Genomic DNA, 22,986 nt, shown 5'->3' on the forward strand with positions numbered 1-22,986 from the left:
TCTCGCCGATGAGCCAGTATGTCGTGTTCCTGTTGCTGGGACTGGGGAGTGGGGCGGTGTTCGGCGCGCTCGCGCTGGCGCTGGTGCTGACCTACCGCAGTTCCGGGGTGGTCAACTTCGCCACCGGGGCGCTCGCGCTGTACAGCGCGTACACCTATGCGTTCCTGCGCCAGGGTGAGCTGTTGGTGCCGATACCGGGCCTGCCGACGACGGTCGGGCTCGGTGGACCGCTCGGGCTTGTGCCGGCGATGGTGATCTCGCTGGTGCTCGCCGCGGTCCTGGGGGTGGTGTTGTACGGGCTGGTCTTCCGGCAGCTGCGGTCCGCGCCGCCGGTGGCGAAAGCCGTCGCCTCGATCGGGGTGATGCTGGTGATCCAGGCCGTGCTCGCCGCGCGGGTGGGCACCGCACAGGTGTCGGTCAAGGCCATCCTGCCGAACGACCCGGTGGAATGGGGTGGGTCGCGTATCCCCGGCGACCGGCTGTGGTTCGCGGCGGTCATCGTCGTACTGACCGTCGCGCTGGCGCTGGTGTTCCGGCTGACCCGGTTCGGCCTTGCGGCCAGGGCGGCGGCGGAATCGGAGAAGGGCGCGCTGGTCAGCGGGTTGTCGCCGGAACGGATCGCGGTGGCGAACTGGGCGCTGAGTTCAGCCATCGCCGGCCTGTCCGGCATTCTGATCGCACCGATCGTGCCCCTGGTCCCGATTTCGTACACCCTGTTCATCGTGCCGGCCCTCGCCGCGGCCCTGGTCGGCAACTTCACCGCGCTGGTCCCCGCCGTGGGAGCCGGCCTGGTCATCGGGATGCTGCAGTCGGAACTGCAGTTCCTGCAAGGGAAGTGGTCATGGCTTCCCCAGACCGGCACGGCGCAACTGGTGCCGCTGGCCGTGATCCTGGCCTACCTCGTGGTCCGCGGACGGCCACTGCCCACCCGCGGCTCCTTGATCCAGCAGGCGTTGGGCCGCGCGCCGCGGCCCGATCGCATCCTGGGCCCGGCTGTCGTGAGCACGGGCCTTGGTGTCGTCGTTCTCTTCGCCACCCACGGAAGCATCCGTGCCGCGGTGATCACCTCGCTGACGCTGGCGGTGATCTCGTTGTCGCTGGTGGTCGTCACCGGGTTCGCCGGTCAGATCTCGCTGGCCCAGCTGACCCTGGCCGGGGTCGGCGCGTTCAGCCTCAGCAAGCTGAGTGCGGGGTGGGGGATCCCCTTCCCGTTGGCGCCGCTGCTGGCGGCCGTGGTGGCGATGGTGATCGGCGTCGTGATCGGGCTTCCCGCCCTGCGGATCCGTGGCCTGCCGGCAGCCGTCGTCACGGTCGCACTGGCGGTCGCGCTGGAGGCCTTCTGGTTCCGCAACACCGAGCTCAACGGCGGCCTGGACGGCTCGAAGGTCCCCTCGCCACGCCTGTTCGGGATCGACCTCGGCATCGGTGCCGGCGAGGACTACCCGCGCATCCCGTTCGCGTTGCTGTGCCTGGTCGTGCTGTTGCTGGTCGGCCTGGGGGTGGCGTGGCTGCGCCGCAGCCGGCTCGGTGCGGCGATGCTGGCCGTGCGCGCCAACGAGCGGTCGGCCGCCGCGGCAGGGATCGACGTCGCCCGCACGAAGATCATCGCCTTCGCGATCGGAGCGTTCGTCGCCGGGCTCGGGGGTGCTCTGCTCGGCTACCAACAGACCGTCGCCGACGCCGAGATGTTCACCGCGATCGGTGGACTGGGCTTGTTCGCCACCGCGTACCTGGCAGGCATCACCTCCCTGTCCGGCGGCCTCGTGGCCGGTGTGATGGGGGCCGGAGGCCTGCTGCCCGTACTGCTGGACCGGGCCTTGTCCATGGGCGAGTGGTACGGCGTGATCATGGGCATCGGCCTGGTGCTCACCGTGATCACGAACCCGGAGGGCATCGTCGGTCCGGCGCACGAACTGATGAACAAGCTGCGGCACAGGCGCCGGTCCGCCGTCGACGCCGTCGACGACCAGGACGCCGAGCCTCTGACCGGGACGACACCGTCCGCCCGCCCGCCGGTCCCCGATCCGGGCGACGTGGTGCTCTCGGTGCGCGATGTCGGGGTGCGTTACGGCGGAGTGGTGGCGGTCGACTCGGTGTCCTTCGCCGTGCGCTCGGGCGAGATCGTCGGCGTGATCGGCCCGAACGGTGCCGGGAAGACCACCCTGCTCGACGCGATCAGCGGATACAGCCGCAGTACGGGAACGGTCGAGTTCGACGGGCGGCCGATTTCGTCGCTGAAGCCGCATCAGCGGGGCCGGGCGGGCCTCGGACGCACGTTCCAGGGCATCGAGCTCTACGAGGATCTCAGTGTGGAGGAGAACGTGCTGGTCGGGGAGGCCGCGGCCCGGCACGGCGGCGACCATGTCGGCACCGTTCAGGGGCTGGATCTGCGGAACCGCTTGTTCGAGACGCTTCACCTGAGCCGATTCCGGGCCCAGCCGGCGCGTGAACTGTCCCAGGGCAGGCGGCAGTTGGTGTCGATCGCGCGTGCACTGGCCGGGCGTCCCCGGATGCTGCTCCTCGACGAGCCCGCGGCCGGCCTGGACAGTTCCGAGAGCCGGTGGCTGGGTGACCGGCTGCGTGCCGTCCGGGCCGCCGGAGTGACGGTACTGCTGATCGACCACGACATGGGGTTGGTGCTCGACGTGTGCGATCGGATCGTCGTGCTGGACATCGGGAAGGTGATCGCGGAGGGAACCCCCGCCGAGGTCAAGGCCGATCCACGGGTCGCCACCGCTTACCTCGGTGCGACCCGGGTCGATGCGAGCCAAGTGCGTGGGGAGGTCGTCCAGTGAACGGGCAGGAACTGCTGACATGTGAGGGCGTGGACGCGGGCTACGCCAAGGGACTGCCAGTGGTGCGCGCCTTCGACCTGAAGCTCCTCCGCGGCGAGGTCACCGCCTTGTTGGGGCCCAACGGCGCCGGGAAAACCACCTTGTTGATGACGCTGGCGGGCCTGCTGCCGCGCCTGGGCGGGACGGTCGCCCTCGACGGCCGGCAGATCCGTGGTGGGCGGGCGCGTGAGGCCGCCCGGAGGGGGCTGGTCCTCGTGCCCGACGACCGGTCGCTGTTCACCCAGCTGACCGTACGGGACAACCTCACGCTCGCCCGGCGGCGTCATGGCAGCACCGTGGACCAGGCGCTCGACTTCTTTCCGGCACTGGGCAAACGTCTGAAGGTCGCGGCCGGCATGCTCTCCGGCGGGGAACAACAGATGCTGGCTCTGGGCCGGGCCATGATCCAGGACCCGCGGGTCCTGCTCATCGACGAGCTGAGCATGGGGCTGGCGCCGGTGATCGTCGAGGAGCTGCTGCCGGTCGTCCGACGGATCGCCGAAGGTACCGGCACGGCGGTCGTGCTGGTCGAGCAGCACGTCCGGCTGGCCCTTGAGGTGGCGGACCAGGCCGTGGTCCTGGTGCACGGCGAAACGGTGCTGAGCGGGTCCGCCGCAAGGCTCGCGGCGGACCCCGAGCTGCTGGAACGGGCCTACCTCGGCGAGCAGGCGCCGGAGAGCATGCCGGCCGCGACCGGCGATCGACCATGAGAGATCGTCCTGGGTTCCCTCGATATGAAGCGCGACACGAAGAAGGAGTGAAGGGTGGAACATGAGCAGCAGTGAGGGCGCACTTGAGGAGAAGCCGCTCGGGTGCCTGCCCGGCATCCCGAACAGCGGTAGCGGCTACGGCGGTCAGGTGATCGACCCCGAGAACGACGAGGGCACGTACTTGCACTCATACGGTGAGTGGAGTGGGACTCCCACTCGACAGCAGGCCCTGAGTTTCGCCAGGGTCCCCACCGGAAGCGTGTCGGTGTGAGGAGGCCCGGGCTCCCTCCCGGCAGCAGCCGGTCCGACGACCCGGCTCTGGGGCTGGACACCGCCGAGTCGGAGCGAATCCCGCAGGTCGAATCGTGGACCCGGTCGACGGGACCGGACGGCGAGCCCGGAGACGGGTACGGCGAAATGATCGCGCGCCTGCGCACCTTCCTGGACCATGTCGCGGCTGCGCGGCTGGACACCGGGACGGTGACCGCACTGGCGGATGACCTCGGCGCCTGGTGCGAGCGCCTCTCGGACGCGGCGGTTCCTGAACGCGAGCAGGTCTTCGGGCACCGGTACGACGTGCTGGGCCGTGGTCAGACGATGGCGCCGGCTTTCCGGGTCCACGAGGCCGATCGTTTCAGTGTCCGTGGCACGGTCCGCTTCGGCCGGTACTTCCTGGGCGGGAACGGAGCGGTCCATGGTGGTGCCGTCCCGCTTCTCTTCGACGAGGTCCTGGGGCGCCTGTCGGGCTCGGCCGGCCGCAGCCGAGCCCGCACCGCCTACCTGCACACCGATTTCCGATCGGTCACCCCGATCGGAGCAGAACTCGACGTACACGGCTGGTTCGTGAGCGAGGAAGGCCGAAAGCGCGTACTCAGGGCCGAGATTCGTCACGGTGAAGTGCTCTGTGCCGAGGCGGAGGGGCTGTTCATCGTCCTGAATCCCGGTCAGCCCTGACTTCAGGCGACGCCGGTCCTACTCCGCGGGCGACGACCGACGGCAGGGCACCGTCACCTCATCAGGCCTGAGCCTGGGGTCGGCCTCGGTCACGTCGTTCATCACCGCAACGGTCCGCTGATGGGCGGCCGCGCCGTGTCGGCCGCCCGCTTCGGCCAAAGCCGAGCGCAGTCGTCTGCGGCCGGCTCTGGTCCCTCCTGCCGTTCAACAGAGCGTGAGCGCAGCGGACTCGGACAACTCGTCGGCCTCTGATGTGTTCGACATGCCGACCGACGAGTTCTACGACACCGGTTGAGCCGTCACCGCGGCGAGCCCGGCGCAGCATCAAAAGATAATGATCAACTCTTAGAAAGTATTGACGGTCGGATCCGTCAGCGAAATAGTTCGCTTCGAAGACCTCGCGAGGCAGCGCGCGCACGGGACGCCATCGCACTCGCCGATCGCCGACCCGACCGGACGTTCGACAAAGACCGATGGCTGCGGATCAACTGTGAGGAGCCGGTATGGCGATCATGCCCATCGAGTGGGGCAAGGTGCGGGAGTACGCCAACGCGACAGCGGCGGCTCGCCCCGCCTACCTCGACGACCCGAACGCTCCGATTCCGCCGACCTTCCTGGCAACGGTGATCTATTGGAGTCGCATCGGGGACACAGTGCGCGCACCCGAGGTGGCGGAGGCGTGCGCAACGGTCGGGATCGAGCCCGATGTGCGGAATCTGCTCTCACTGGAGCAGGAGTACTTCTTCCATGGCCCGATACCGCGAGCAGGCGAGACGCTGCACAACTCCGAACGCCTGTATGACGTGCGGATCAAGCAGGGCCGTCAGGGACCGATGGTGCTGGTTCGTTTCCTGGTGTCCTTCCACGACGACCAGGGACTCCTGCGCGCCGAGTGCCGGTACACGTCCGCCTATGTGCACAAGGAGGCGTCGTGACCGAGCTCGCACAGGGTGCCCGGCTTCCGGAGCGCACGTTCGGGCCGGTCACGATGACCGACATCGTGCGCTACCAGGGCGCGAGCGGTGACATGAACCCGATGCACCACGACGACGAGCTCGCCCGGTCCGTCGGGTATCCCGCGTCCTTCAGCGCGGGGATGCTCGGTGCCGGCTGGCTCGCCGCGTACTGCACCGACCACTTCGGGGAGGAGAGCGTACGGCGCTTTCGCACGCGGTTCACGCAGGTGGTGTACCGCGGGGACCGCCTGATCGCATCGGCCGAGGTCGTGCGGCTGTTCGAGCATGACAACGAGCGACGTCTGGAGCTCGCGATCCAGCTGCGCAAGGACGACGGTGCGCTCGTGGTCGACGGCTCCGCCGAGTTCGCGCTGACGTGATGAACGCCAGGGGATCGGGCTGGTGTCGGTTCCAGAGAAAAGAGAAAGGGGAAGTCATGGGCTCCGGCCGCGAGTTGAAGACCGGGACGAGTGAACGTCCCGATCTGCCCGTCGCGTTGGTGATCGGCGGGGGTGGCATCGGCATGTCGGCAGCACGCCGCCTGGGCCAGTCCCACCGCCTCGTGCTGGCAAGCCTGTCGGCCGCCAAGAACCCGGCACGGGAGGCCGCACTGCGCGAGGACGGGATCGACGCGGTGGTGACGCAGTGCGACATCACGGAACCCGACTCGGTTGCGGAACTCGGCGAACTGGTCGCGGCACGGGGACGGCTGCGCACGGTCGCCCACGTCGCGGCACTGTCCCCGTCGATGAGTGACTGGCTCACCCTGCTCAGGGTGAACCTCGTCGGGGCGAGGCTGATCGAGCGCATGAGTCTTGAGCAGGCCGCGCCGGGCACGGCCGCGGTTTTCGTGTCCTCCTCCGCCGGGCACCTTGCCGAACCGCCGAGTCCGGAGATCACGGCCGTGCTCGACGACCCGCTGGACCCGGACTTCGTCGAGCGACTGGAGTCGCTGGTTCCCGAGCAGACGTCGCTCCAGGCCTACCGGCTCACCAAGTTCGCGATGCTCCGGATGTGCCGGAAGCGTGCGGCGGCTTGGGGGGCGAAGGGTGCCCGCATCGTCTCGATGTCGCCGGGCCCGATCGATACTCCGATGGGCGCGTTGGAGTCCGCCGGACCCAACCGTGAAGTGAAGCTGAGCATGCTGCGCCAGTCGCCGCTCGGCCGCGAGGGGACGATGATCGAGACCGCCGACGCCATCGAGTTCCTCGCGTCCGACCGGGCGTCGTACATCACCGGGACCGATCTGCTGGTCGACGGCGGCATCCTCGCGACGACCCGGTTCAGCTGAAGCCAAGCCTTGGCCGCGGAGCGGAAGCGTGCGCGACAGCACCGCTGCATCAGATTCCTGATCTGTCCACATGGGTTTCCGTTTTTGTCGAAGGCGGGCCCCCGGCGCTCCCCTCGACCTCGAGCGCCCCTGACGCGGACCCGCACCGTCAAAGGGAGATGAGAATGACCGACCAGAACGACGACCTCGGCGAAGGCCCTCTCCACGGCATCGTCGTCGTCGATCTCTCGACGACACTGCCCGGCGCTCAGGCCACGCAGTTCCTCGCGGACGCGGGAGCGGACGTCATTCTGGTCGAGCCGCCCGGGGGAAACCCACTGCGCGGGAATCCGGGCTGGCCCGGCTTGCTGCGCGGAAAGCGGAGCATCGCACTCGACCTGCACGATGACACCGATCGCGCGACGTTGGAAAGCCTTCTCACGAGGGCCGACGTCGCCGTCACCACGATGCGCCCGGCCGCCGCGGAGCGACTCGGCTTCACCGCCGAGCAGTTGGCGGCTCGGTACCCACGACTGGTAGCGGCTCTCATCACTGGCTGGGGGACCCGCGGACCGTGGTCCCACCGCAAGGGCTACGAGGCGCTGATCATGGCCAAGAGCGGCGTTCTCCACTCCAAGCACCAACTCACCGCCGGACCGGATCCCGCCTACGTCACGACTCCTTACGCGTCGTTCGCGGCAGCGCAGGCAGCGGTCCAGGGCATCCTTGCCGCGCTGCTGGAACGGGAGGAGAGCGGCCTGGGCCAGGTGGTGGAGGCCGATCTGGTGACCGGAGTCGGAGCGTACGACCCGTACAACTGGTTCTACGAGCTGGTGCTCGGCCGCTACCCGGAGGCGTTCCAGCCGACGGGTGCGGCCTACGACGACCAGGGGCGGCCGCAGACCAAGCTGCTGTACGCGATGCTCATCGCCGCGACGGCGGACGGCACTTGGCTGCAGTTCGCGCAGACGGCGCCGCGGCTCATGCAGGCCTGGCTGGACGAGCTCGGCCTGAGCGCCGAGCTCGCCGATCCGAAGTGGGAAGGCTTTCCGATGCTTCCGACGCCCGAGCTCCGGTTCGAGTGGTGGAACAAGATGATCTCGAAGGTCGGGAAGCGGACGCTACAGGAGTGGGAAGAGACGTTCGCCGGCAATCCGGACGTCTTCGGCGAGCAGTTCCGTTCACCGGACGAGGCGCTCGACCATCCCCAGCTGGTGCACGAGGGCCGCGTGGCCGTGGTCGACGATCCGGACCTCGGCCCGGTACGCCAGCCGTCGACCCTGGTCCACGCGGCCGGACGCCCGCTCACCAGGATCCGGCGCGCCCCTCGCCTCGGCGAGCACACCCGGGAGCTGCGACAACTGGCGGCCGGCGAGCCGACGGTGAAGGCCCCGAGCGGAAGTCCCCTGAACGCCGGGGAACCGCACGGCCACTCGGGGCTCCCCCTCGCCGGTGTGACGGTACTCGAACTCGGTCTGATGTACGCCGGACCGTACGGCGCCACCCTCCTCGCCGATCTCGGCGCGCGGGTCATCAAGGTCGAACCTCTCGACGGCGACCTGATTCGCGGCATCATGGCGTTCCCCGAGGCGGGGGGCGCGAAGGCGCTCCAGGGGAAGGAGAGCATCGCCGTGGACCTCCGGTCCCCCGAAGGGCTGGAGATCCTGCGCGAGTTGGTCAAGCAGGTCGACGTGGTGCTCCAGTGCTACCGGGCGGGCGCCGCCGCCCGGATCGGCGCCGACGAGGCCGCGCTGAAGTCGGTCAACCCGGATCTGGTCTACGTGAACGCCCCCGGCTACGGGATCGACGGCCCGTACGGATCCAAGCCCGCCTACGCACCGTCCATCGGCGCGGCATCGGGAGTCTCCGTGACCGACGCGCAGGTGGTCGGCCGTCCCACGGAGGATCGCGACCAGCTGCTGGATCAGGCCCGCAAACTGTACGCCGGCGGAACGGTCCCGGCGGCCCAGGCCGACGGGATGGCCGCCCTCGGCGTGGGCTCGACCCTGCTCCTCGGGATCTACGCGAAGCGTCGCGGGATCGAACTGAACGACATCGTCGCCACGATGCTCGGCACGGGCACCCAGGCACTGATCGCCCACAACACCAGCTATGAGGGACGTCCCGCGCATCCTCGTGTCGACGCCGATTTCCGAGGTCTCAGTGCCCTCTACCGGATGTATGCCGCATCCGACGGCTGGCTGTTCCTCGCCGCGCCGGCGGAACGGGACTGGGCCGCGCTGACCGCCGCTCTTGGCGACCCCGGCGACCTCGCCGACGAGCGGTTCGCCACGGGCCGGGCGCGTGCCGCCGACGACGACGCGCTCGCGGACGTACTCACCAAGATCTTCGCCACCCGGACGAAGGCCGAGTGGGAGGCCGATCTCACGGCGAAGGACGTCGGCTGCGTCGCGGTCACCCAGGCACCGGCCGAACGGCACATGCAGAGCGACGAGTTCTACGACGCGGGCTACGCGGTCGACGCGTACAGCCCGATCTTCGACGAGCACCGTCGCCTCGCCCCGCTGAACCGCTTCTCCCGGTCGACGACCAAGGCGGAGGGAGGCTGCACCCTGGGCCAGCACACCGACACCCTGCTGCGCGCGATCGGGTACGACGAAGCCCGAATCGCCGATCTCCGCGACGCGGGAGTCGTGCGTTGACGTCACGTGACGGTCGGAGGCGAGGGGTGATGGGGCTCGACGTGCCGTCGGTACCGGCGCCCTGCGGAGCGGGGACCTCGGCTCCCCCTCGTCGTCCGGGATCGATACGGCGCACCAGCACGATCGACGCCACCTGGCCCGACGGGATGGGAGGCGAGACGATCCTCGACGGCCGTGCGCGTGATCTGGTGACGTCGCCGAACGGCACGGCCTCCGTCGTCGCCGGGGCTCGGATGCGGGTCGTCCTCGACTCCCGGCGGCTGATCGCGGAGATCGCCACGACGCCCGAACGCCCCCTGCTCGACGGCCTCGTCGGCCAGTCAGGCATGGGCGGACACCGCGGGCGTCTGGCCGAGGTGGCGGCGGCGGACGTCTCCGCTGCGACGCCGCTCCATCTGCTGCTCGACGACCTTCCCGGTGCCACGCTGGTGTCCGGATCGGCGTTCCGGCCGTGGTACGGGATGGAGCGCTACCTGGCGGGCAAGGAGGAGGTTCGGCGCAGAGTCATGACCGGGGTGTGCACCGGATACCAGGAGGGATCGAGCGCGCTGGCGCCCGACGGCACGCTCCGGTGGGAGCAGCACCGGGAACGGGCCGTCGGCATCGACGACCTCGACGACGACTCGGCCTGGCATGAGCTCGTCGACCATCATGAGGTCTCCATGCGTCGTGCCCGTCGCCTGGACCTGTGGGTGAGTGGTCCCACCGTCCAGGTCGACGCGTTCTTCCAGGACTCCTCGACCCTCCCGGAGGGAGGCAGGCAGTCGATCCACGAGTACGCCCTGACCGCGGAAGCGGATGCGGCCGGCTTCGTCCTGCGGTCGGTCGAGCCGACCCCCCGGGTGCTTCCCTACCGCGAGTGCCCGCTCGCCGTCCCGAACACGACTGACCTCATCGGCCGCCCGCTCGGGGAACTTCGTCCGATGGTCCTCAGCGTGCTGGCCGGCGTCGCCGGCTGCACCCACCTCAACGACATGCTGCGCTCTCTCGCCGACGCACCGGCCCTGGCCTCGGCGCTCGGAGCCCTCTCCGACCGGTGACGGTAAAGAGGGTGACGGTAAGGGGACTGACGCACGCCGTAGGATTCACGGCATGGGGACGGCCAACGACGACAGCGGCGCCGAGGCGGGCAGCCATATCGACCGTCGGCGCAGCAAGGCTCGGAAACGTCCCAGCGAGACGTATCTGCGCAGGCGGGCAGAGCTCGAGTTCGCGGCCACAACGGTCATGCGCCGCAAGGGGTTTCACGACATGACGCTGCGCGACGTCGCCGAGGAGCTCGGGGCGGATCGCGCCAGCATCTACTACTACGTCGCGGGGAAGGATGAGCTGCTCGCGGACATGGTGCACCGCGCTCTCATCGAGAGCGACGAGGACCTGACGAAGGTGTCGCGGTCCGAGCAGTCAGCGGCTGACAAGCTGCGGGCCGGAATCAGTGTGCTGATGAAGCACTACGACCGCCACTTCCCCTACCTCTACATCTGGGTCCACGAGGACCTGTCCCGGTTCGAGGGCATCAAGCAGAGCGATCTGGATCCGATCATCGATCTGTCCCAGCGCCAGTTCGAGTTCATCGAGGGTTTCGTCCAGGAAGCGGTCGAGTCCGGCGAGTTCACGACCAAGCTTCCCTTGGGGGTCGTCGCGCAATCGATCATCGGCCTTGTCGCGTGGACCTTCCGCTGGTACGAGCCGGGTCGGACACTCTCGGCCCAGGATCTCGCCGACGGCCTGGCGGACATCGCGCTCTCCGGACTTGTCAGCCGGCCGACTCCGTGATCGACGGCGGCCGCCAGGGCGGGGACACGGGAAGTACGTCGACAGTGCCTCGGCTCTCCTCGAAGGTGACCCCCACCTGATCGAGGACGGGTTGAAGCTGTTGCGCGGCCCATGCCTTCCGCTCGAAGAGCACCTCGGTCGGAAAGTTCCCTTTCGCAGGCTCGTAGTCGCGCAACAACGCCCGTGCCACCGAGGAGAGATGCAGCTCGGTGACACCGTCGGCCATCCCCTCGTGCAAGGCGAGCGCCATGTACTGGCCGAACCGCATCACGTTGGACACGCCGATGGAACCGTGCAGGTGAACGGCGCGGACGGTGACGTCCTGCGCGATTTTGGCCATGGCCGCCTTCACGGCGGAGATCATCTTGCGGCCTTCACGACCGTGCTCGGCGCGTTGGTCGAACATCCACGCCGTGTACAGAACGAGCAGCCGAAATTGTTGATACTCAATGAAGCTTCGCGCCAGGTCATGCTGAACGGCTTGCTTCTGCGCGATCACCTCGCCGTACGACTCCCGGCTGAGAGCGCGCTCCCCCATGAGGTCGAGCATGTGCTTGACGTGGCCCACCGTGCGCTGGGCGTGGTGCAGTCGTCCGCCGCCGAGCCGTGACTGCGCGACCTTGAAGCCCTCGCCGACCGGGCCGAGGCGCGCGGCGTCCGGTACGCGCACTCCGTTGAAACGGAGCCAAGGGTGCCCACCGCCACCTGGACTGTCCCCCCAGAGTCCGATGTTGCGCACCACCTCGAACCCGGGCGCGTCGGTGGGAACGATGAACATGGTCGCGCGGCTGTGCGGCGGCGCATCCGGATCCGTCACACACATGACGATCATGAAGGCGGCGTGGTTGGCATTGGAGGCGAACCACTTCTCGCCCGTGATGACCCAGTCGTCGCCGTCACGAACGGCCCGGGTACGGAAGTTGGTGGGATCAGAGCCGCCCTGCGGTTCGGTCATCGCGTAGCAGGAGAAGACTTCGTTGGCCAGCAGGGGCTCCAGATAGGACCGCTTCTGCTCGTCGGTGCCGAACATCGCGAGGATCTCGGAGTTGCCGCTGTCGGGTCCCTGGCACCCAAAGACGACCGGCCCGAACGCCGAGCCGCCGAAATGCTCGTTGATGTAGGTGAGTTTGACGGCCCCGAACCCCTGCCCGCCGAGATGAGGCGGCAGATGAGCCGCCCACATCCCCTGGGCCTTCACCTCGTCCTGCAGATGCCTGACGACCTTGCGGAGGGCCCGGTTGCCGACATCGTAGGCAGCGTCGATGTCGTAGTCGTAGACGTACTCCAGTGGGCGGATGCGGTTCGCCACGAAGTCCGACATCCAGTCCAGCTTTTTCTGGAACTCCGCATCGATCGAGAAGTCGACCATGTCTTCCTTTCGGCGGCGCACGGGGTACGGCGCGTCGCGCCTGCGAGCGAGTGGACCGGGCGAACGGCCGTTGCCAGCCAACTCTGATTGAGGATACTGTTCTCGTCAACGCCGCGTTGATAGATATCCATCACGCCGGAGGTTTCTGGGATCATGACCGTCGATGGAAGCGGTACCCACGTCGGAGACTCGGTCGATGACGCTCTCGACCGAGAGCATCTCGCCACCTGGCTGGTCGAGCAGTCCCTTGTGGACCGTCCCGAGGTGCTGGTCGTCGATCCGATCGGTGGTGGCAACCAGAACATCGTGGCAAGGCTGGGAGGCGGGGCGCAGCGGATGATCCTGCGGCGCCCACCGCGAGTCGTCCCGGACGGCCGCAACAGCGCGATGGAACGCGAGTTCCGGCTGCTGACCGCGCTCGAGGGCACCGATGTCCCACACGCCACGCCGTTGGCGATCTGCACGGACCACGACGTTCTCGGCGCCACGTTCTACGTGATGTCCGAGGTCGATGGCTGGTCCCCGGCCGCCTCGATGTCCTGGCCGGAGCCATTCGCGGCCGAACACGGCGTCACCCCTCGCCGGCAGCTTGCATGCGAACTCGTCCGCGGTCTCGCGACCCTCTCGGCGGTCGATTGGCAGGCACGCGGGCTCACGGGCTTCGGCAAGCCGGACGGCTTCCATGAGCGGCAGGTCGATCGGTGGACCGCGCACTGGGACAGGTTCCGCTTCCGCGACATCCCTGGCCTTGCCGAAGCGGGCGGGTGGCTGCGCGAGAACATCCCCTCCCAGTGGTCCCCCGGCATCATGCACGGTGACTACTCGTTCCTGAACGTCATGTTCCGACATGGCCCCGAGTCGGCCCTCGCCGCCATCGTCGACTGGGAGATGGCGACGGTGGGTGATCCCGTCCTCGATCTCGCCTGGCTGATGAGGCAGTGGCCGGCACGCGTCGAGGACGTCCACAGCAGGTACGTCGACTACACGGGGATGCCGCTCAGAGACGAGATGGTCGACATCTACCGCGAGTTGACCGGGAACCCGCTCGACCATTACCGGTACTACGAGGTGCTCGCGAACTTCAAACTCGCCATCGTCCTCGAAGGCGGCTACGCCCGCTATCTGAAGGGTGAAGTCACCAATCCGAAGGTCGCGCACTACAACGACTCGATCCTCGATGCGGGACGAGTCGCGGCGCAACTCGTCGCCGGAGCGTAGGCGCGCAGGTGGCCTCGTCGTGCAGAACGGTGTGAACCACGAACGGCGCGTCCCGAGCACAGCCGTAGCGATCGGAGCGGGCCGGCCCGCGTCAGCGGGCACCACCATCACCAGGGCGGAGGTATCGGCGTGAGCGAGACGGTGCTCGTCGCGGACGTCGGCTCGGTCCGCATCCTCACGATGAACCGACCCGAGGCGCGCAACGCGCTCGGCGGCGAGTTGATCAGCGCCCTGTACACAGGGCTGGTCGACTCGGACTCCGATCCCGAAGTGCGAGCGGTGGTGCTGACCGGCGTCGACCCGGCGTTCTGCGCCGGCGTGGATCTCAAGCAGGCTGCTCGCGAAGGGGAGGCCTACTTCCGCAGGCATCGCGAGGAACCATGCGTTCAGCAGGTGGCGCGGATGACGACTCCGGTCATCGGCGCGATCAACGGCGCGACGTTCACGGGCGGGCTGGAGATCGCGCTCGGGTGTGACTTCCTGGTCGCCTCTGAACGTGCGGTCTTCGCGGACACTCATGCCCGTGTCGGAGTACTGCCCGGCGGCGGGATGACCGCACGCCTGCCGGGTGTCGTCGGGCAGGCGTGGGCGCGACGCATGTCGTTCACCGGAGAGGTGATCGGCGCGGCCGAAGCCCTGCGCATCGGGCTGGTCACCGAAGTCGTCGCGCACGATGCGCTTCTCGACCGTGCTATCGAGCTCGCCACTGCCGTCACCGAGGTACCGCACGAGACGATGCGCACGATGAAGCGCATCTACCGAGAGGGCGGCGAGCCCACGATCGGGGCGGCGCTCGCGGTCGAGCAGGCGATCTCGGAGGCCCACCGGCCGGACCTCGGCATGCTCGAAGACCGGCGCCGCGCGGTGACGGCCCGCAACCGGGATCAACTGTAGGACCGGGGCTGCCCCCGCTCGTCCGGCTCACGACGGAGGACCGCCACAGGACTTCCACCGCGCACGCGAGACCGGGAACACCACGAACCGGGTCGTCGGAAAGGAGAAGACACCGTGCAGGTGGACGGAAGGCTCACAGGCGGGCTTGCGGACGCGCGCGCCGGCGCATCGGCCCTGGAGGATCTCGGTTACGACTCCGTGCTGGTCCCGGAGGTGGCACACGATGGGCTCCTCCCGGTCGCGCTGGCGGCCGACGGTACGAGCCGGATCACCCTGGGAACGTCCATCCTCGTGGCGTTCGCCCGCAGCCCGATGAGTACCGCGATGGCGGCTTGGGATCTGCAACGGTTCTCCGGAGGTCGGCTGCAACTCGGTCTGGGCTCCCAGGTACGCCCTCACATCGAGCGCAGGTTCGCGATGCCCTGGTCCCGGCCGGCCGAGCGGATGAGCGAGTATGTCAGCGCACTGCACGCCATATGGCAGGCATGGCAGGAGGGGACTCCGCTGGACTTCCGCGGTGACTTCACCCAGCACACCCTCATGCCGCCGAGGTTCGATCCGGGCCCCCTCGACGTGCCGCCGCCGGCTGTGTTCGTCGCGGCGGTCGGGCCACGCATGACCGAGGCCACCGCCCAGGTCGCCGATGGGCTCATCCTGCACAGCTTCACCACCGCGCGGTACGTGCGGGAGGTGACACAGCCCGCCATCGACCGCGGGCTCGCCGCCCGAGGCCGAGACAGGAGCAGCTTCGAGGTACGAGCGAGCCCGTTCGTGGTCACGGATCCGGACGGACCCGGACGGGATCAAGCGATCGCCGCGGTCCGTGACCAGATCGCCTTCTACGCATCCACCCCGTCGTACCGCCCGGTGCTCGAACTGCACGGCTGGGGCGACCTGCAGACCGAGCTGTCAGCACTGTCGCGGCAGGGCCGATGGGCCGAGATGGGTGCACTCATCGACGACGAGGTGTTCGGCGCCTTTGTGGTCGTCGCCGAGCCGGAGGGGCTCGGCGAGGCCATGCGTCAGCACATCGGCAGCTACGCCGACCGGGTCGGGCTCACCCTCCCGCAGGGGTGCGACCCCGACTGGCACGCGGGCGTGGTCCGCTCGTTGAAGGAAACCGCCGCGGCTCCTTGCAGTTCGCCGCCGGACGTCTCGTAGGGTCGTCATCCCTTGCGGTTCCTCGTGCGGGCCTCCGCCTCCATGAGGTCGGACGTCGCCGGTGAGACGGGCGCGGTCAGCATGCCCACCCATCCGTCGATGTAGTTGTTGAGCTGCGCCTCGCTGATCCTGTGCCGGCTCCGCGCGTGATCACCGAGGAGGTTGAGCACGCTGTTGTAGAGCTGCACCTCACGACCGCGCCGTGCTCGATCGGGCAGATCGCCGAGCAGATCGGGCACCAGTTCCTTGAGAACGTCGGTGGCGTCCTCGATCTGCCTCGGCCAGTACTCCGCGTCCGCGCTCGCCGGGGCCAGCCTGGCCAGGAACGGTACGAACATCTCGCCGGCCTCGATGCTCTCGACCAGCGGGCGGACGATCAGCCGCACTGCCGCCAGGGGGTCGTCGGACACGCCGTCGGCCCGGGCTTCCTCGAGCAGCACGGCTCGGCGCGCGTCGATGGTCCGGTAGCGGAAGGCGATCAACTCCCGGACCAGGCCCGCCTTCGAGCCGAAGTGGTACGTGATGACCGACGAGTTCGACTGACCCGCCTCCACCTGGATCTCCCGCAAGGTCACGCCCTCGACCCCCCGCACGGCGAAGAGCCTCTCCGCGGTCGTCATCAACAGCTCGCGGGTCGCCTCCCCCGTCGTGTGCCGGCGTCTGCGGCCGGCGGCCTTCGCGTCTACTGCCATGGTCCTCGTCCTCGTCCCCGTTCGAGTCGGGAGAGCTAGCTGACGCCCATGTTCGTAGACGTCGCGCAGCCAGTGCAACGTCAAAACTAATGGAGAAGTCTTAGAAAGTATGGACAGTGGGCCCCGTCGGTGGAACAGTTCGATGCGAGGACCTGGCAACGCAGGCCACACACCTCCCCACTTCCGGAGGGCTACTCACGATGCCGAAGATCTGGACCAATTCCGGTGACTCACACTTCCTGGAGCCGAGCGATCTCTGGGAGGAGCGGTTGCCCAAGCGGCTCGCCGACCTGACGCCGAAGTCCGAGAAGGACCCGGACGGGGAGTACGAGACGGTGCACGTCGACGGTCAGTCGTTCCGTCGGAAGCTGCCGACCTCGGTGGCCAGGGAGTTCCTGGAGGAGAGCCGGAAGGCGCAGGGCATCCGCGATGCGCGGGCGCGTCTGCACGACCTCGACCAGGAAGGTGTCTGGGGTGAGGTGATCTTCCCCTCGCTGGGGATGTGGGCCTCGACCTTCCGGACACCCGAGCTGCTCAAGGCCTGCATGCGGGCCAGCAACGAGTGGGCGCTCGAGGAGATCGCAGCCGTCTCGGACCGCTACGTGGTCACCGCCCAGGTGTCGACGCTGGTGGTGCAGGACGCGATCTCCGAGCTCGAATGGGCGGCCGAGCAGGGCTTCCGGGCGGTCTTTCTGCCCACTACTCCGCACCCCAGTGCCCCGGACTGGCACCGAGCGGAGTGGGAGCCGTTCTGGGATGCCGCGGATCGTGCGCGGATGGTCCTTTCCTTCCACATCGGTACCGACCCGGTGGACATGACGACCGGCGGCTCGGGTGTGGTCTACCGCGGTCCCGGCGGCGCGGTCATGAACTACGCCGAGACGACCTTCTCCGGCCAGCGTGCCGCCATGAAGCTCGTGGCCTCCGGTGCCCTCGACCGGCACCCCGATCTGAAGGTGCTGGTCTCCGAGGGCGGCGCCACCTGGGTCCCGTTCCTGGGCGACCGCATGCTGGAGGGCTACCGCCAGCACCACATGGCGGTGCGTCCCAAGCTCGAACGGGATCCCAAGGAAACCCTGATGACTCAGGTGTACGCCTCGTTCCAGCACGATGAGACGGCAGTCGCGGCGTTCGAGGCGATGGGCTACAAGAACGTGATGTTCGGCTCCGACTATCCGCACATGGAGGGCACCTTCGGGCATACGCAGGACACCCTGAAGACGCTCTTCCACGGCGTTTCGGACGAGACCCGGCTGCGGATCACACAGGGCGCGTTCTTCGAGCTCTTCCCCCATGTTCCGCCGATCCCCGCGAGCGAGGTCTGAGCCGATGCCGCAGGATTCGGGGCTGCGCGACGTCGCGATCGTCGGTGTCGGCGCCACGCCCTACTACCGGCGGGGCGAGTCCACCGGCAAGAGCATCACGCAGCTCGCCGGCGAAGCCATCCTCGCCGCCTGCTCGGACGCCGGGCTCTCGGTCGGACAGATCGACGGCTTCGCCTATTACTCGGGGGCCGGCGCCGGGTACGGCGACAAGATGGAGTCCGCCGACTTCATGGAGACCCTCGGTATCCCCGAGATCCGTTTCTCGGCCTCGCTCACGAACGGTGGCGGCGGCTCCGCGGGGGCGATCGGCCTCGCGCGCGCGGCCATTGTCGCCGGCGACGCGTCTGTCGTCGTCACGGTCATGGCGCTGCAGCAGCAGAAGCAGCGCCTCGGCACGGTGATAGCGGCCAAGCCGGTGAACCCGATCAGCTCTTTCCTGCAGCCGTCCGGACTGGCAGGCCCGGGCCATCTGATGTCGGTACTGGCGCGACGTCACATGCATCAATACGGCACCACCAGGGACGCGTTCGCCGAGATCGCCATCTCCACCCGCCAGAACGCGCTGAACCGCCCCAAGGCGATTCAGAAGACGCCTCTGACGCGCGAGGAGTACTTCAGCGGCCGCATGATCGCCGAGCCGCTGTGCGTGTACGACTTCTGCCTGGAGACGGAGGGAGCGGTGGCGGTGATCACGACCTCGGTCGATCGCGCCCGCGATCTGCGGCAGAAGCCGGTGCCCGTGGTGGCCGTCGCGCACGGCGGCACCCGGGACTGGGGCCGCGCGTTCTCGTGGTACGGCATGCCGGACGACACCTTCACCTCGTCCGGCCACAAGCCGATCGCCGGACACCTGTACAAGCAGTCGGGAATCACACCGCAGGACATCGATGTGGCGCTGATCTACGACCACTTCACCCCGATGGTGCTGATGCAGCTGGAGGACTACGGCTTCTGCGACAAGGGTGACGGCGGCCCCTTCGTCGAGAGCGGCGCGATCCGGTACTCCCCCAGAAGGAAGCCGGGGACCGTCGCGGTGAACCCTCATGGCGGACAGCTCTCCGAGGCGTACGTCATCGGCATGACCCAGATCGTCGAGGGTGTCGAGCAGATGCGCGGCACCGCGATCAACCAGGTCGCCGACGCCGAGTTCGCGCTGTGCACCGGCGGGCCGGCCAGTCTGCCGGTCAGCGGCCTGATCCTGGGACGTGACCGATGAGCGCGGCGCGCCTCGCGACGGCCCTCCCGTCGCACATCGTCCGGATCGCGATGGACACCGTGACCGAGCCGTTCTGGCAGGCCGCGAAGCAGCGGCAGCTGGTGGTGCCGAAGTGCGGCGACTGCGGAACCTTCCGGCTGCCTCCCACCCCGTTCTGCCCGGAGTGCCAGTCCACCTCGGTGGACTGGCCCCAGCTGTCCGGTCGCGCGACTGTCTACAGCTTCGCCGTGGTGCACGGCTACCCCGGGCTGCCGGAGCTGACCCTGGTCCCGGCTGTGGTCGAACTGCCGGACGCACCTGGGGCGAGGCTGGTCACCAATGTGATCGGCGTCGAACCGGAGAACGTACGGATCGGCATGGAGCTGACCGTCGACTTCCATCCCATTACCGATGGCTGGCTGCTACCCGTGTTCCGCGTGGCCGCCGATGCCGACGCCGAGAAGGAGTGAGGCATGGGTGATGACTACGAGAGTGCGCTGGAGGAGAAGCCGCTCGAGTTCCTGGCGAGCGTGGCGAACACCGGGGGTTCCTGTGATGGCCAGGCGATCATTCCCGACGGTGACCGTTATCGGTGCTGGTGTTCCTGTGGCCAGTGGAACGTCGAGGCGTCAAGTCAGGTGGAGGGATTGCGCCTTGCCCGGCTCCACACATCGACGGCTGGGATGCCGTGATGGGCGTGATCCTCTTCGTCCGGCACGGCCAGGCATCGGTGGGCGCGGCAGACTACGACGTGCTCTCCGGCACCGGCGAACTCCAGTCCGAGATGCTCGGGACGGAATTCCGTCGGCGCGGTGTCTCCGCCACACGGATTCTGACCGGCCGTCTCAAACGCCAGCAGGACACCGCCCGTTGCACACGTCTCGCGTCACAGTGGTCGACATCCGTGGAAGTCGACGAAGCATGGAACGAGTTCGACCACGAAGACGTTCTCGCGTCGCATCGCAAGGTGGACACCCCTGATTCCGAACCGCTCGATCAGGCAATTCCCCGATGGTCCTCGGGACTGCACGACCATGAGTACGCGGAGCCCTTTCCCGCCTTCACGAGCCGAGTGGACAGTGCGTTGGGAAAAGTGGCCGCCGAATTGGCCTCGGGGGAAAGCGCAGTCGTCTTCACCAGCGCCGGAGTGATCGGCTGGATCGCCGCATCGCTGCTGGGAGGAGGAGAGCGGCAGTGGCTCGCGCTCAACCGAGTAGCGGTGAACAGCGGAGTCACGAGAGTCGTCGTCGGAAGCCGAGGCAGCACACTCGTCACCTTCAATGAGTATTCCCACCTGTCCTCTCAACTCGTCACCTACAGATAGGGATTGCCATGGAGCCAGGCAGGAAGGTCGCCTTCATCACCGGTGTCGCCCGCGGTCAGGGCCGCGCGCACGCGGTGAAACTCGCATCGCAGGGCATGGACATCATCGGTCTCGACATCTGCGAGAACATCGAGTCGATGGACTACCCGAACGCGACCGAGGACGACCTCCGGGCGACCGTCAAGGCCGTCGAAGAGGCCGGTGGGGCGATCGTCGCCGAGAAGGGCGACGTGCGCAGTTATGACGATCTGCGCCGGGTACTGGACCACGGCGTCGAGCGCTTCGGCCGGGTCGATGTCCTGATCGCGAACGCCGGCATCATCCGGCTCTCCCCGGGCGGCGACCGCGACCGCACCTGGACCGACATCCTCGATGTGAACCTGACGGGCGTATGGCGCACCATCGAGGTGGTGCTGCCGGCGATCCGTGACGGGGAGCGCGGCGGGTCGGTCGTCATCACGAGTTCCGTGGCCGGGATCAAGGGTGTCGCGAACGACAAGGCAGGAGGCCAGGCCTACACAGCGGCAAAGAGGGGCCTGGTCGGCCTCATGCAGGTACTCGCCAACGAGTACGCCGGCGAGAGGATTCGGTTCAACACCATTCACCCCACCGGCGTGGTGTCGGGCATGACGCAGAACCCGGCCATGGAGGCACTCCACGCGCAGGCCGCCAAAGGCGAGAAGAACCCGATCAGCCAGATGCGGAACGCCCTCCCGATCGACATTCTCCAGGCCGAGGACATCGCCAACGCCGTCGCGTGGCTGGTGTCCGATCAAGCCGCTTACATCACCGGCGTCCAACTCCCGCTCGACGCCGGATTCGCCATCCGCTGACAGCGCGAACACCGGTTGCTGTGCGGCTCCGCACCTCGGCAACACCATCACCCCTGGTCAAGAGTTCTCCGAGAGGCACCCATGACCGTAACCGCTCCACAAGTCCGGCTTCGCTACGGCGACAAGATCCTCGATTCCGGGTCCGGCGGTGTCTTCGAACACCGCAATCCGTACACGGGCGAGGTACAGGCGGCGATCCCGTTGGCCGGCGCCGCCGAGATCAACGAGGCCGTCGAGCTGGCGGCCGCGCAGGCAGAGGCCTGGCGCCGCTGGACGCCGGAGGCGCGGCGCGACGTACTGACACGTTTCGCCGAACTGCTGGACGAGCACCGTCAGGAGTTCGTCGACCTCCAGGCGCTCGACGGCGGCACTCCGACGCACTTCGGTCTGCGGATCGTCGACAACTCGATCAACTGGACGCGCTACTACGCCGGGTGGTGCGACAAGCTGTCCGGCGAGCTGATCTCCACGCTCGACACCCGCGGGTACTTCTCCTACACGACACCCGAGCCGTACGGCGTCGTCGGCATCATCGTCACCTGGAACGGCCCCGTCGTCTCGCTGGGGATGAAGGTCATACCGGCGCTCGCCGCGGGGAACTGCGTGGTCGTCAAGCCGTCGGAGTTCACCCCCTTCGCGCCGCACCTGTACGGGCAGTTGCTGCGGGAGGCCGGTGTGCCGGACGGCGTGTGCAGCATCCTCAGCGGCGGTGCGGAGGCAGGAGAGGCTCTGGTTCGCCACCCCAAGGTGGAGAAGGTGAGTTTCACCGGCGGACCCGTGGCGGCCCGCAGGATCATGCACTCCTGTGCCGAACAACTCAAGCCCGCGGTACTCGAGTTGGGCGGGAAGACGGGCAGCATCGTCTTCCCGGACGCCGGCGACCTGGAGTCGGTGGCAAGCCGCGCCGTGCGGGACAGTATCGGCGTGCTGGCGGGCCAGGGCTGTGTGGTGCCGACCCGGCTGCTCGTACACGAGGACATCTACGAAGAGATGGTCAAGCGTGTCACCGCGGTCGCCGCGACGTACAAGATGGGTGATCCGTTCGATCCCGGGGTCAAGGTGGGGCCGCTCATCAACGCCGCCGCCGTCGAGCGGGTCTGCGGGATGCTCGACCGCGCCAGGCGGGACAACGCCGGCCGGATCACTCTCGGCGGCAACCGGGCCGGTGGTGACCTCGCCGACAAGAACTTCGTCGAGCCCACGGTCATCGTCGACGTCGACCCCGACCACGAGATCGCACAGACGGAGGTCTTCGGTCCCGTACTGCTGGTCTTCAAGTTCTCGACCGAGGACGAGGCGGTCGCACTCGCCAACAGCACGCCGTACGGGCTCGGCGCCAACATCCAGTCGACGAACCTGACCCGCGTCCACCGGGTGGCCGAGCGCCTGAAGGCCGGTGGTGTCTACGTCAACGGTGCGCGGCAGAACCTCCCGTACACGCCCTTCGGCGGTCTCGGAATCAGCGGTTACGGCAAAGAAGGCGGACGAGCGGGCATCGACGAGTTCCTGCGCTACAAGACCGTGTCGATCATCGAGCCGGAGTGACGGCGTGTGGTCCGCGGCGCGTTGCTGATCCGGGGCTGGTCCGTCCCATGGTGGAGCGGGCTGCACCATGGGTCCGGGAGGACGGTCCCTCGTGGCGGCGGGCGGGCGACGGGATCGTGGTGGACAGAGATCGAAAGAGACCCACGCGTCCCCCAGCCCGAAGGAAGAAACCCGTGAAGTCGCTGCTCGCCACCGTGAAGTCGGTCGTCGCCAACCTGCTGCTCTGGTCGTTCTTCGTGGGCGGCCTCGTCGCGAGCACCGCCTCCG

Annotated in this window: 22 protein-coding genes; 20 read left to right on the forward strand and 2 right to left on the reverse strand. The window is 68.2% G+C overall.

From position 1 onward, the window contains the following. The first annotated feature begins 8 nt into the window (after positions 1–8). The 10 genes from IG08_RS0142860 to IG08_RS0142905 all read left to right on the forward strand — a co-directional run bounded on the left by IG08_RS0142860 (position 9) and on the right by IG08_RS0142905 (position 11,163). The gene (locus IG08_RS0142860) at positions 9–2,795 is read left to right on the forward strand and encodes a branched-chain amino acid ABC transporter permease/ATP-binding protein (protein ID WP_030616501.1); all 2,787 of its coding nucleotides are present in this window, start codon (positions 9–11) and stop codon (positions 2,793–2,795) included. Next, complete coding sequence (locus IG08_RS0142865; protein WP_030616503.1) at positions 2,792–3,544, forward strand: ABC transporter ATP-binding protein; 753 nt, start codon at positions 2,792–2,794, stop codon at positions 3,542–3,544. The genes IG08_RS0142860 and IG08_RS0142865 overlap by 4 nt, the downstream gene beginning before the upstream one ends. Before the next feature lie 61 nt (positions 3,545–3,605). Further along, positions 3,606–3,815, forward strand: coding sequence for a hypothetical protein (locus IG08_RS0142870; protein WP_030616505.1), 210 nt, complete (start codon positions 3,606–3,608; stop codon positions 3,813–3,815). Then, positions 3,812–4,498, forward strand: coding sequence for a PaaI family thioesterase (locus IG08_RS0142875; protein ID WP_199821036.1), 687 nt, complete (start codon positions 3,812–3,814; stop codon positions 4,496–4,498). Before IG08_RS0142870 ends, IG08_RS0142875 begins: the two co-directional genes overlap by 4 nt. Before the next feature lie 503 nt (positions 4,499–5,001). Beyond that, positions 5,002–5,433: an FAS1-like dehydratase domain-containing protein gene (locus IG08_RS0142880; protein WP_030616509.1), complete on the forward strand. Its 432-nt coding sequence runs from the start codon at positions 5,002–5,004 to the stop codon at positions 5,431–5,433. Continuing rightward, positions 5,430–5,834, forward strand: a complete 405-nt coding sequence (locus IG08_RS0142885) for a MaoC/PaaZ C-terminal domain-containing protein (protein ID WP_030616513.1) — start codon at positions 5,430–5,432, stop codon at positions 5,832–5,834. Before IG08_RS0142880 ends, IG08_RS0142885 begins: the two co-directional genes overlap by 4 nt. Before the next feature lie 56 nt (positions 5,835–5,890). After that, positions 5,891–6,745, forward strand: coding sequence for an SDR family oxidoreductase (locus IG08_RS0142890; protein ID WP_052425107.1), 855 nt, complete (start codon positions 5,891–5,893; stop codon positions 6,743–6,745). A gap of 164 nt (positions 6,746–6,909) precedes the next feature. Then, a complete protein-coding gene (locus tag IG08_RS0142895) occupies positions 6,910–9,387 on the forward strand; it encodes a CaiB/BaiF CoA transferase family protein (RefSeq protein ID WP_030616519.1) in 2,478 nt (825 codons plus the stop codon). Between the two features lie 29 nt (positions 9,388–9,416). Then, positions 9,417–10,427, forward strand: a complete 1,011-nt coding sequence (locus IG08_RS0142900) for a DUF2889 domain-containing protein (RefSeq protein WP_063757831.1) — start codon at positions 9,417–9,419, stop codon at positions 10,425–10,427. 52 nt (positions 10,428–10,479) lie between these two features. Then, on the forward strand, positions 10,480–11,163 hold the full coding sequence (locus IG08_RS0142905) for a TetR/AcrR family transcriptional regulator (RefSeq protein WP_030616524.1): 684 nt from the start codon (positions 10,480–10,482) through the stop codon (positions 11,161–11,163). Here the strand turns inward: IG08_RS0142905 and IG08_RS0142910 are convergent. Then, positions 11,144–12,532 (reverse strand): acyl-CoA dehydrogenase family protein, encoded by a 1,389-nt coding sequence (locus tag IG08_RS0142910; protein ID WP_063757832.1) that lies wholly within the window; start codon positions 12,530–12,532, stop codon positions 11,144–11,146. The two genes, IG08_RS0142905 and IG08_RS0142910, sit on opposite strands and share 20 nt — an antisense overlap. Positions 12,533–12,685: 153 nt before the next feature. Here IG08_RS0142910 and IG08_RS0142915 point away from each other — a divergent pair, with 153 nt between their 5' ends. From IG08_RS0142915 to IG08_RS0142925, 3 genes are all read left to right on the forward strand, one after another. Beyond that, the gene (locus IG08_RS0142915; protein WP_030616529.1) at positions 12,686–13,750 is read left to right on the forward strand and encodes a phosphotransferase family protein; all 1,065 of its coding nucleotides are present in this window, start codon (positions 12,686–12,688) and stop codon (positions 13,748–13,750) included. 129 nt (positions 13,751–13,879) lie between these two features. Then, a complete protein-coding gene (locus IG08_RS0142920) occupies positions 13,880–14,644 on the forward strand; it encodes an enoyl-CoA hydratase (protein WP_030616533.1) in 765 nt (254 codons plus the stop codon). A 114-nt stretch (positions 14,645–14,758) separates the two neighbouring features. After that, positions 14,759–15,805 carry a TIGR03617 family F420-dependent LLM class oxidoreductase gene (locus IG08_RS0142925; RefSeq protein WP_052425109.1) on the forward strand — a complete coding sequence of 349 codons (1,047 nt, stop codon included), beginning with the start codon at positions 14,759–14,761 and terminating at the stop codon, positions 15,803–15,805. Positions 15,806–15,810: 5 nt separating this feature from the next. On the opposite strand, the gene IG08_RS0142930 is transcribed toward IG08_RS0142925, so the two are convergent. Continuing rightward, the gene (locus tag IG08_RS0142930; RefSeq protein ID WP_030616539.1) at positions 15,811–16,497 is read right to left on the reverse strand and encodes a TetR/AcrR family transcriptional regulator; all 687 of its coding nucleotides are present in this window, start codon (positions 16,495–16,497) and stop codon (positions 15,811–15,813) included. A gap of 200 nt (positions 16,498–16,697) precedes the next feature. Between IG08_RS0142930 and IG08_RS0142935 the strand changes: the two genes are divergently transcribed. The 7 genes from IG08_RS0142935 to IG08_RS0142965 all read left to right on the forward strand — a co-directional run bounded on the left by IG08_RS0142935 (position 16,698) and on the right by IG08_RS0142965 (position 22,719). After that, positions 16,698–17,822: an amidohydrolase family protein gene (locus IG08_RS0142935; RefSeq protein WP_030616543.1), complete on the forward strand. Its 1,125-nt coding sequence runs from the start codon at positions 16,698–16,700 to the stop codon at positions 17,820–17,822. Between the two features lie 4 nt (positions 17,823–17,826). Beyond that, positions 17,827–19,038 (forward strand): thiolase C-terminal domain-containing protein, encoded by a 1,212-nt coding sequence (locus IG08_RS0142940; RefSeq protein WP_030616546.1) that lies wholly within the window; start codon positions 17,827–17,829, stop codon positions 19,036–19,038. After that, positions 19,035–19,487: a Zn-ribbon domain-containing OB-fold protein gene (locus tag IG08_RS0142945; protein ID WP_030616549.1), complete on the forward strand. Its 453-nt coding sequence runs from the start codon at positions 19,035–19,037 to the stop codon at positions 19,485–19,487. Before IG08_RS0142940 ends, IG08_RS0142945 begins: the two co-directional genes overlap by 4 nt. A gap of 3 nt (positions 19,488–19,490) precedes the next feature. Then, positions 19,491–19,709 (forward strand): hypothetical protein, encoded by a 219-nt coding sequence (locus IG08_RS0142950; protein ID WP_030616552.1) that lies wholly within the window; start codon positions 19,491–19,493, stop codon positions 19,707–19,709. Positions 19,710–19,714: 5 nt separating this feature from the next. Continuing rightward, positions 19,715–20,341, forward strand: a complete 627-nt coding sequence (locus IG08_RS0142955; protein WP_158812339.1) for a histidine phosphatase family protein — start codon at positions 19,715–19,717, stop codon at positions 20,339–20,341. An 8-nt stretch (positions 20,342–20,349) separates the two neighbouring features. Beyond that, positions 20,350–21,174, forward strand: coding sequence for a mycofactocin-coupled SDR family oxidoreductase (locus IG08_RS0142960; RefSeq protein ID WP_030616557.1), 825 nt, complete (start codon positions 20,350–20,352; stop codon positions 21,172–21,174). A gap of 81 nt (positions 21,175–21,255) precedes the next feature. After that, complete coding sequence (locus IG08_RS0142965; protein WP_030616560.1) at positions 21,256–22,719, forward strand: aldehyde dehydrogenase family protein; 1,464 nt, start codon at positions 21,256–21,258, stop codon at positions 22,717–22,719. The last annotated feature ends 267 nt before the right edge of the window (positions 22,720–22,986 follow it).

Origin of the sequence: Streptomyces fulvoviolaceus, from assembly GCF_000718165.1 — a bacterium.
In the GTDB taxonomy this organism is placed as follows: domain Bacteria; phylum Actinomycetota; class Actinomycetes; order Streptomycetales; family Streptomycetaceae; genus Streptomyces; species Streptomyces fulvoviolaceus.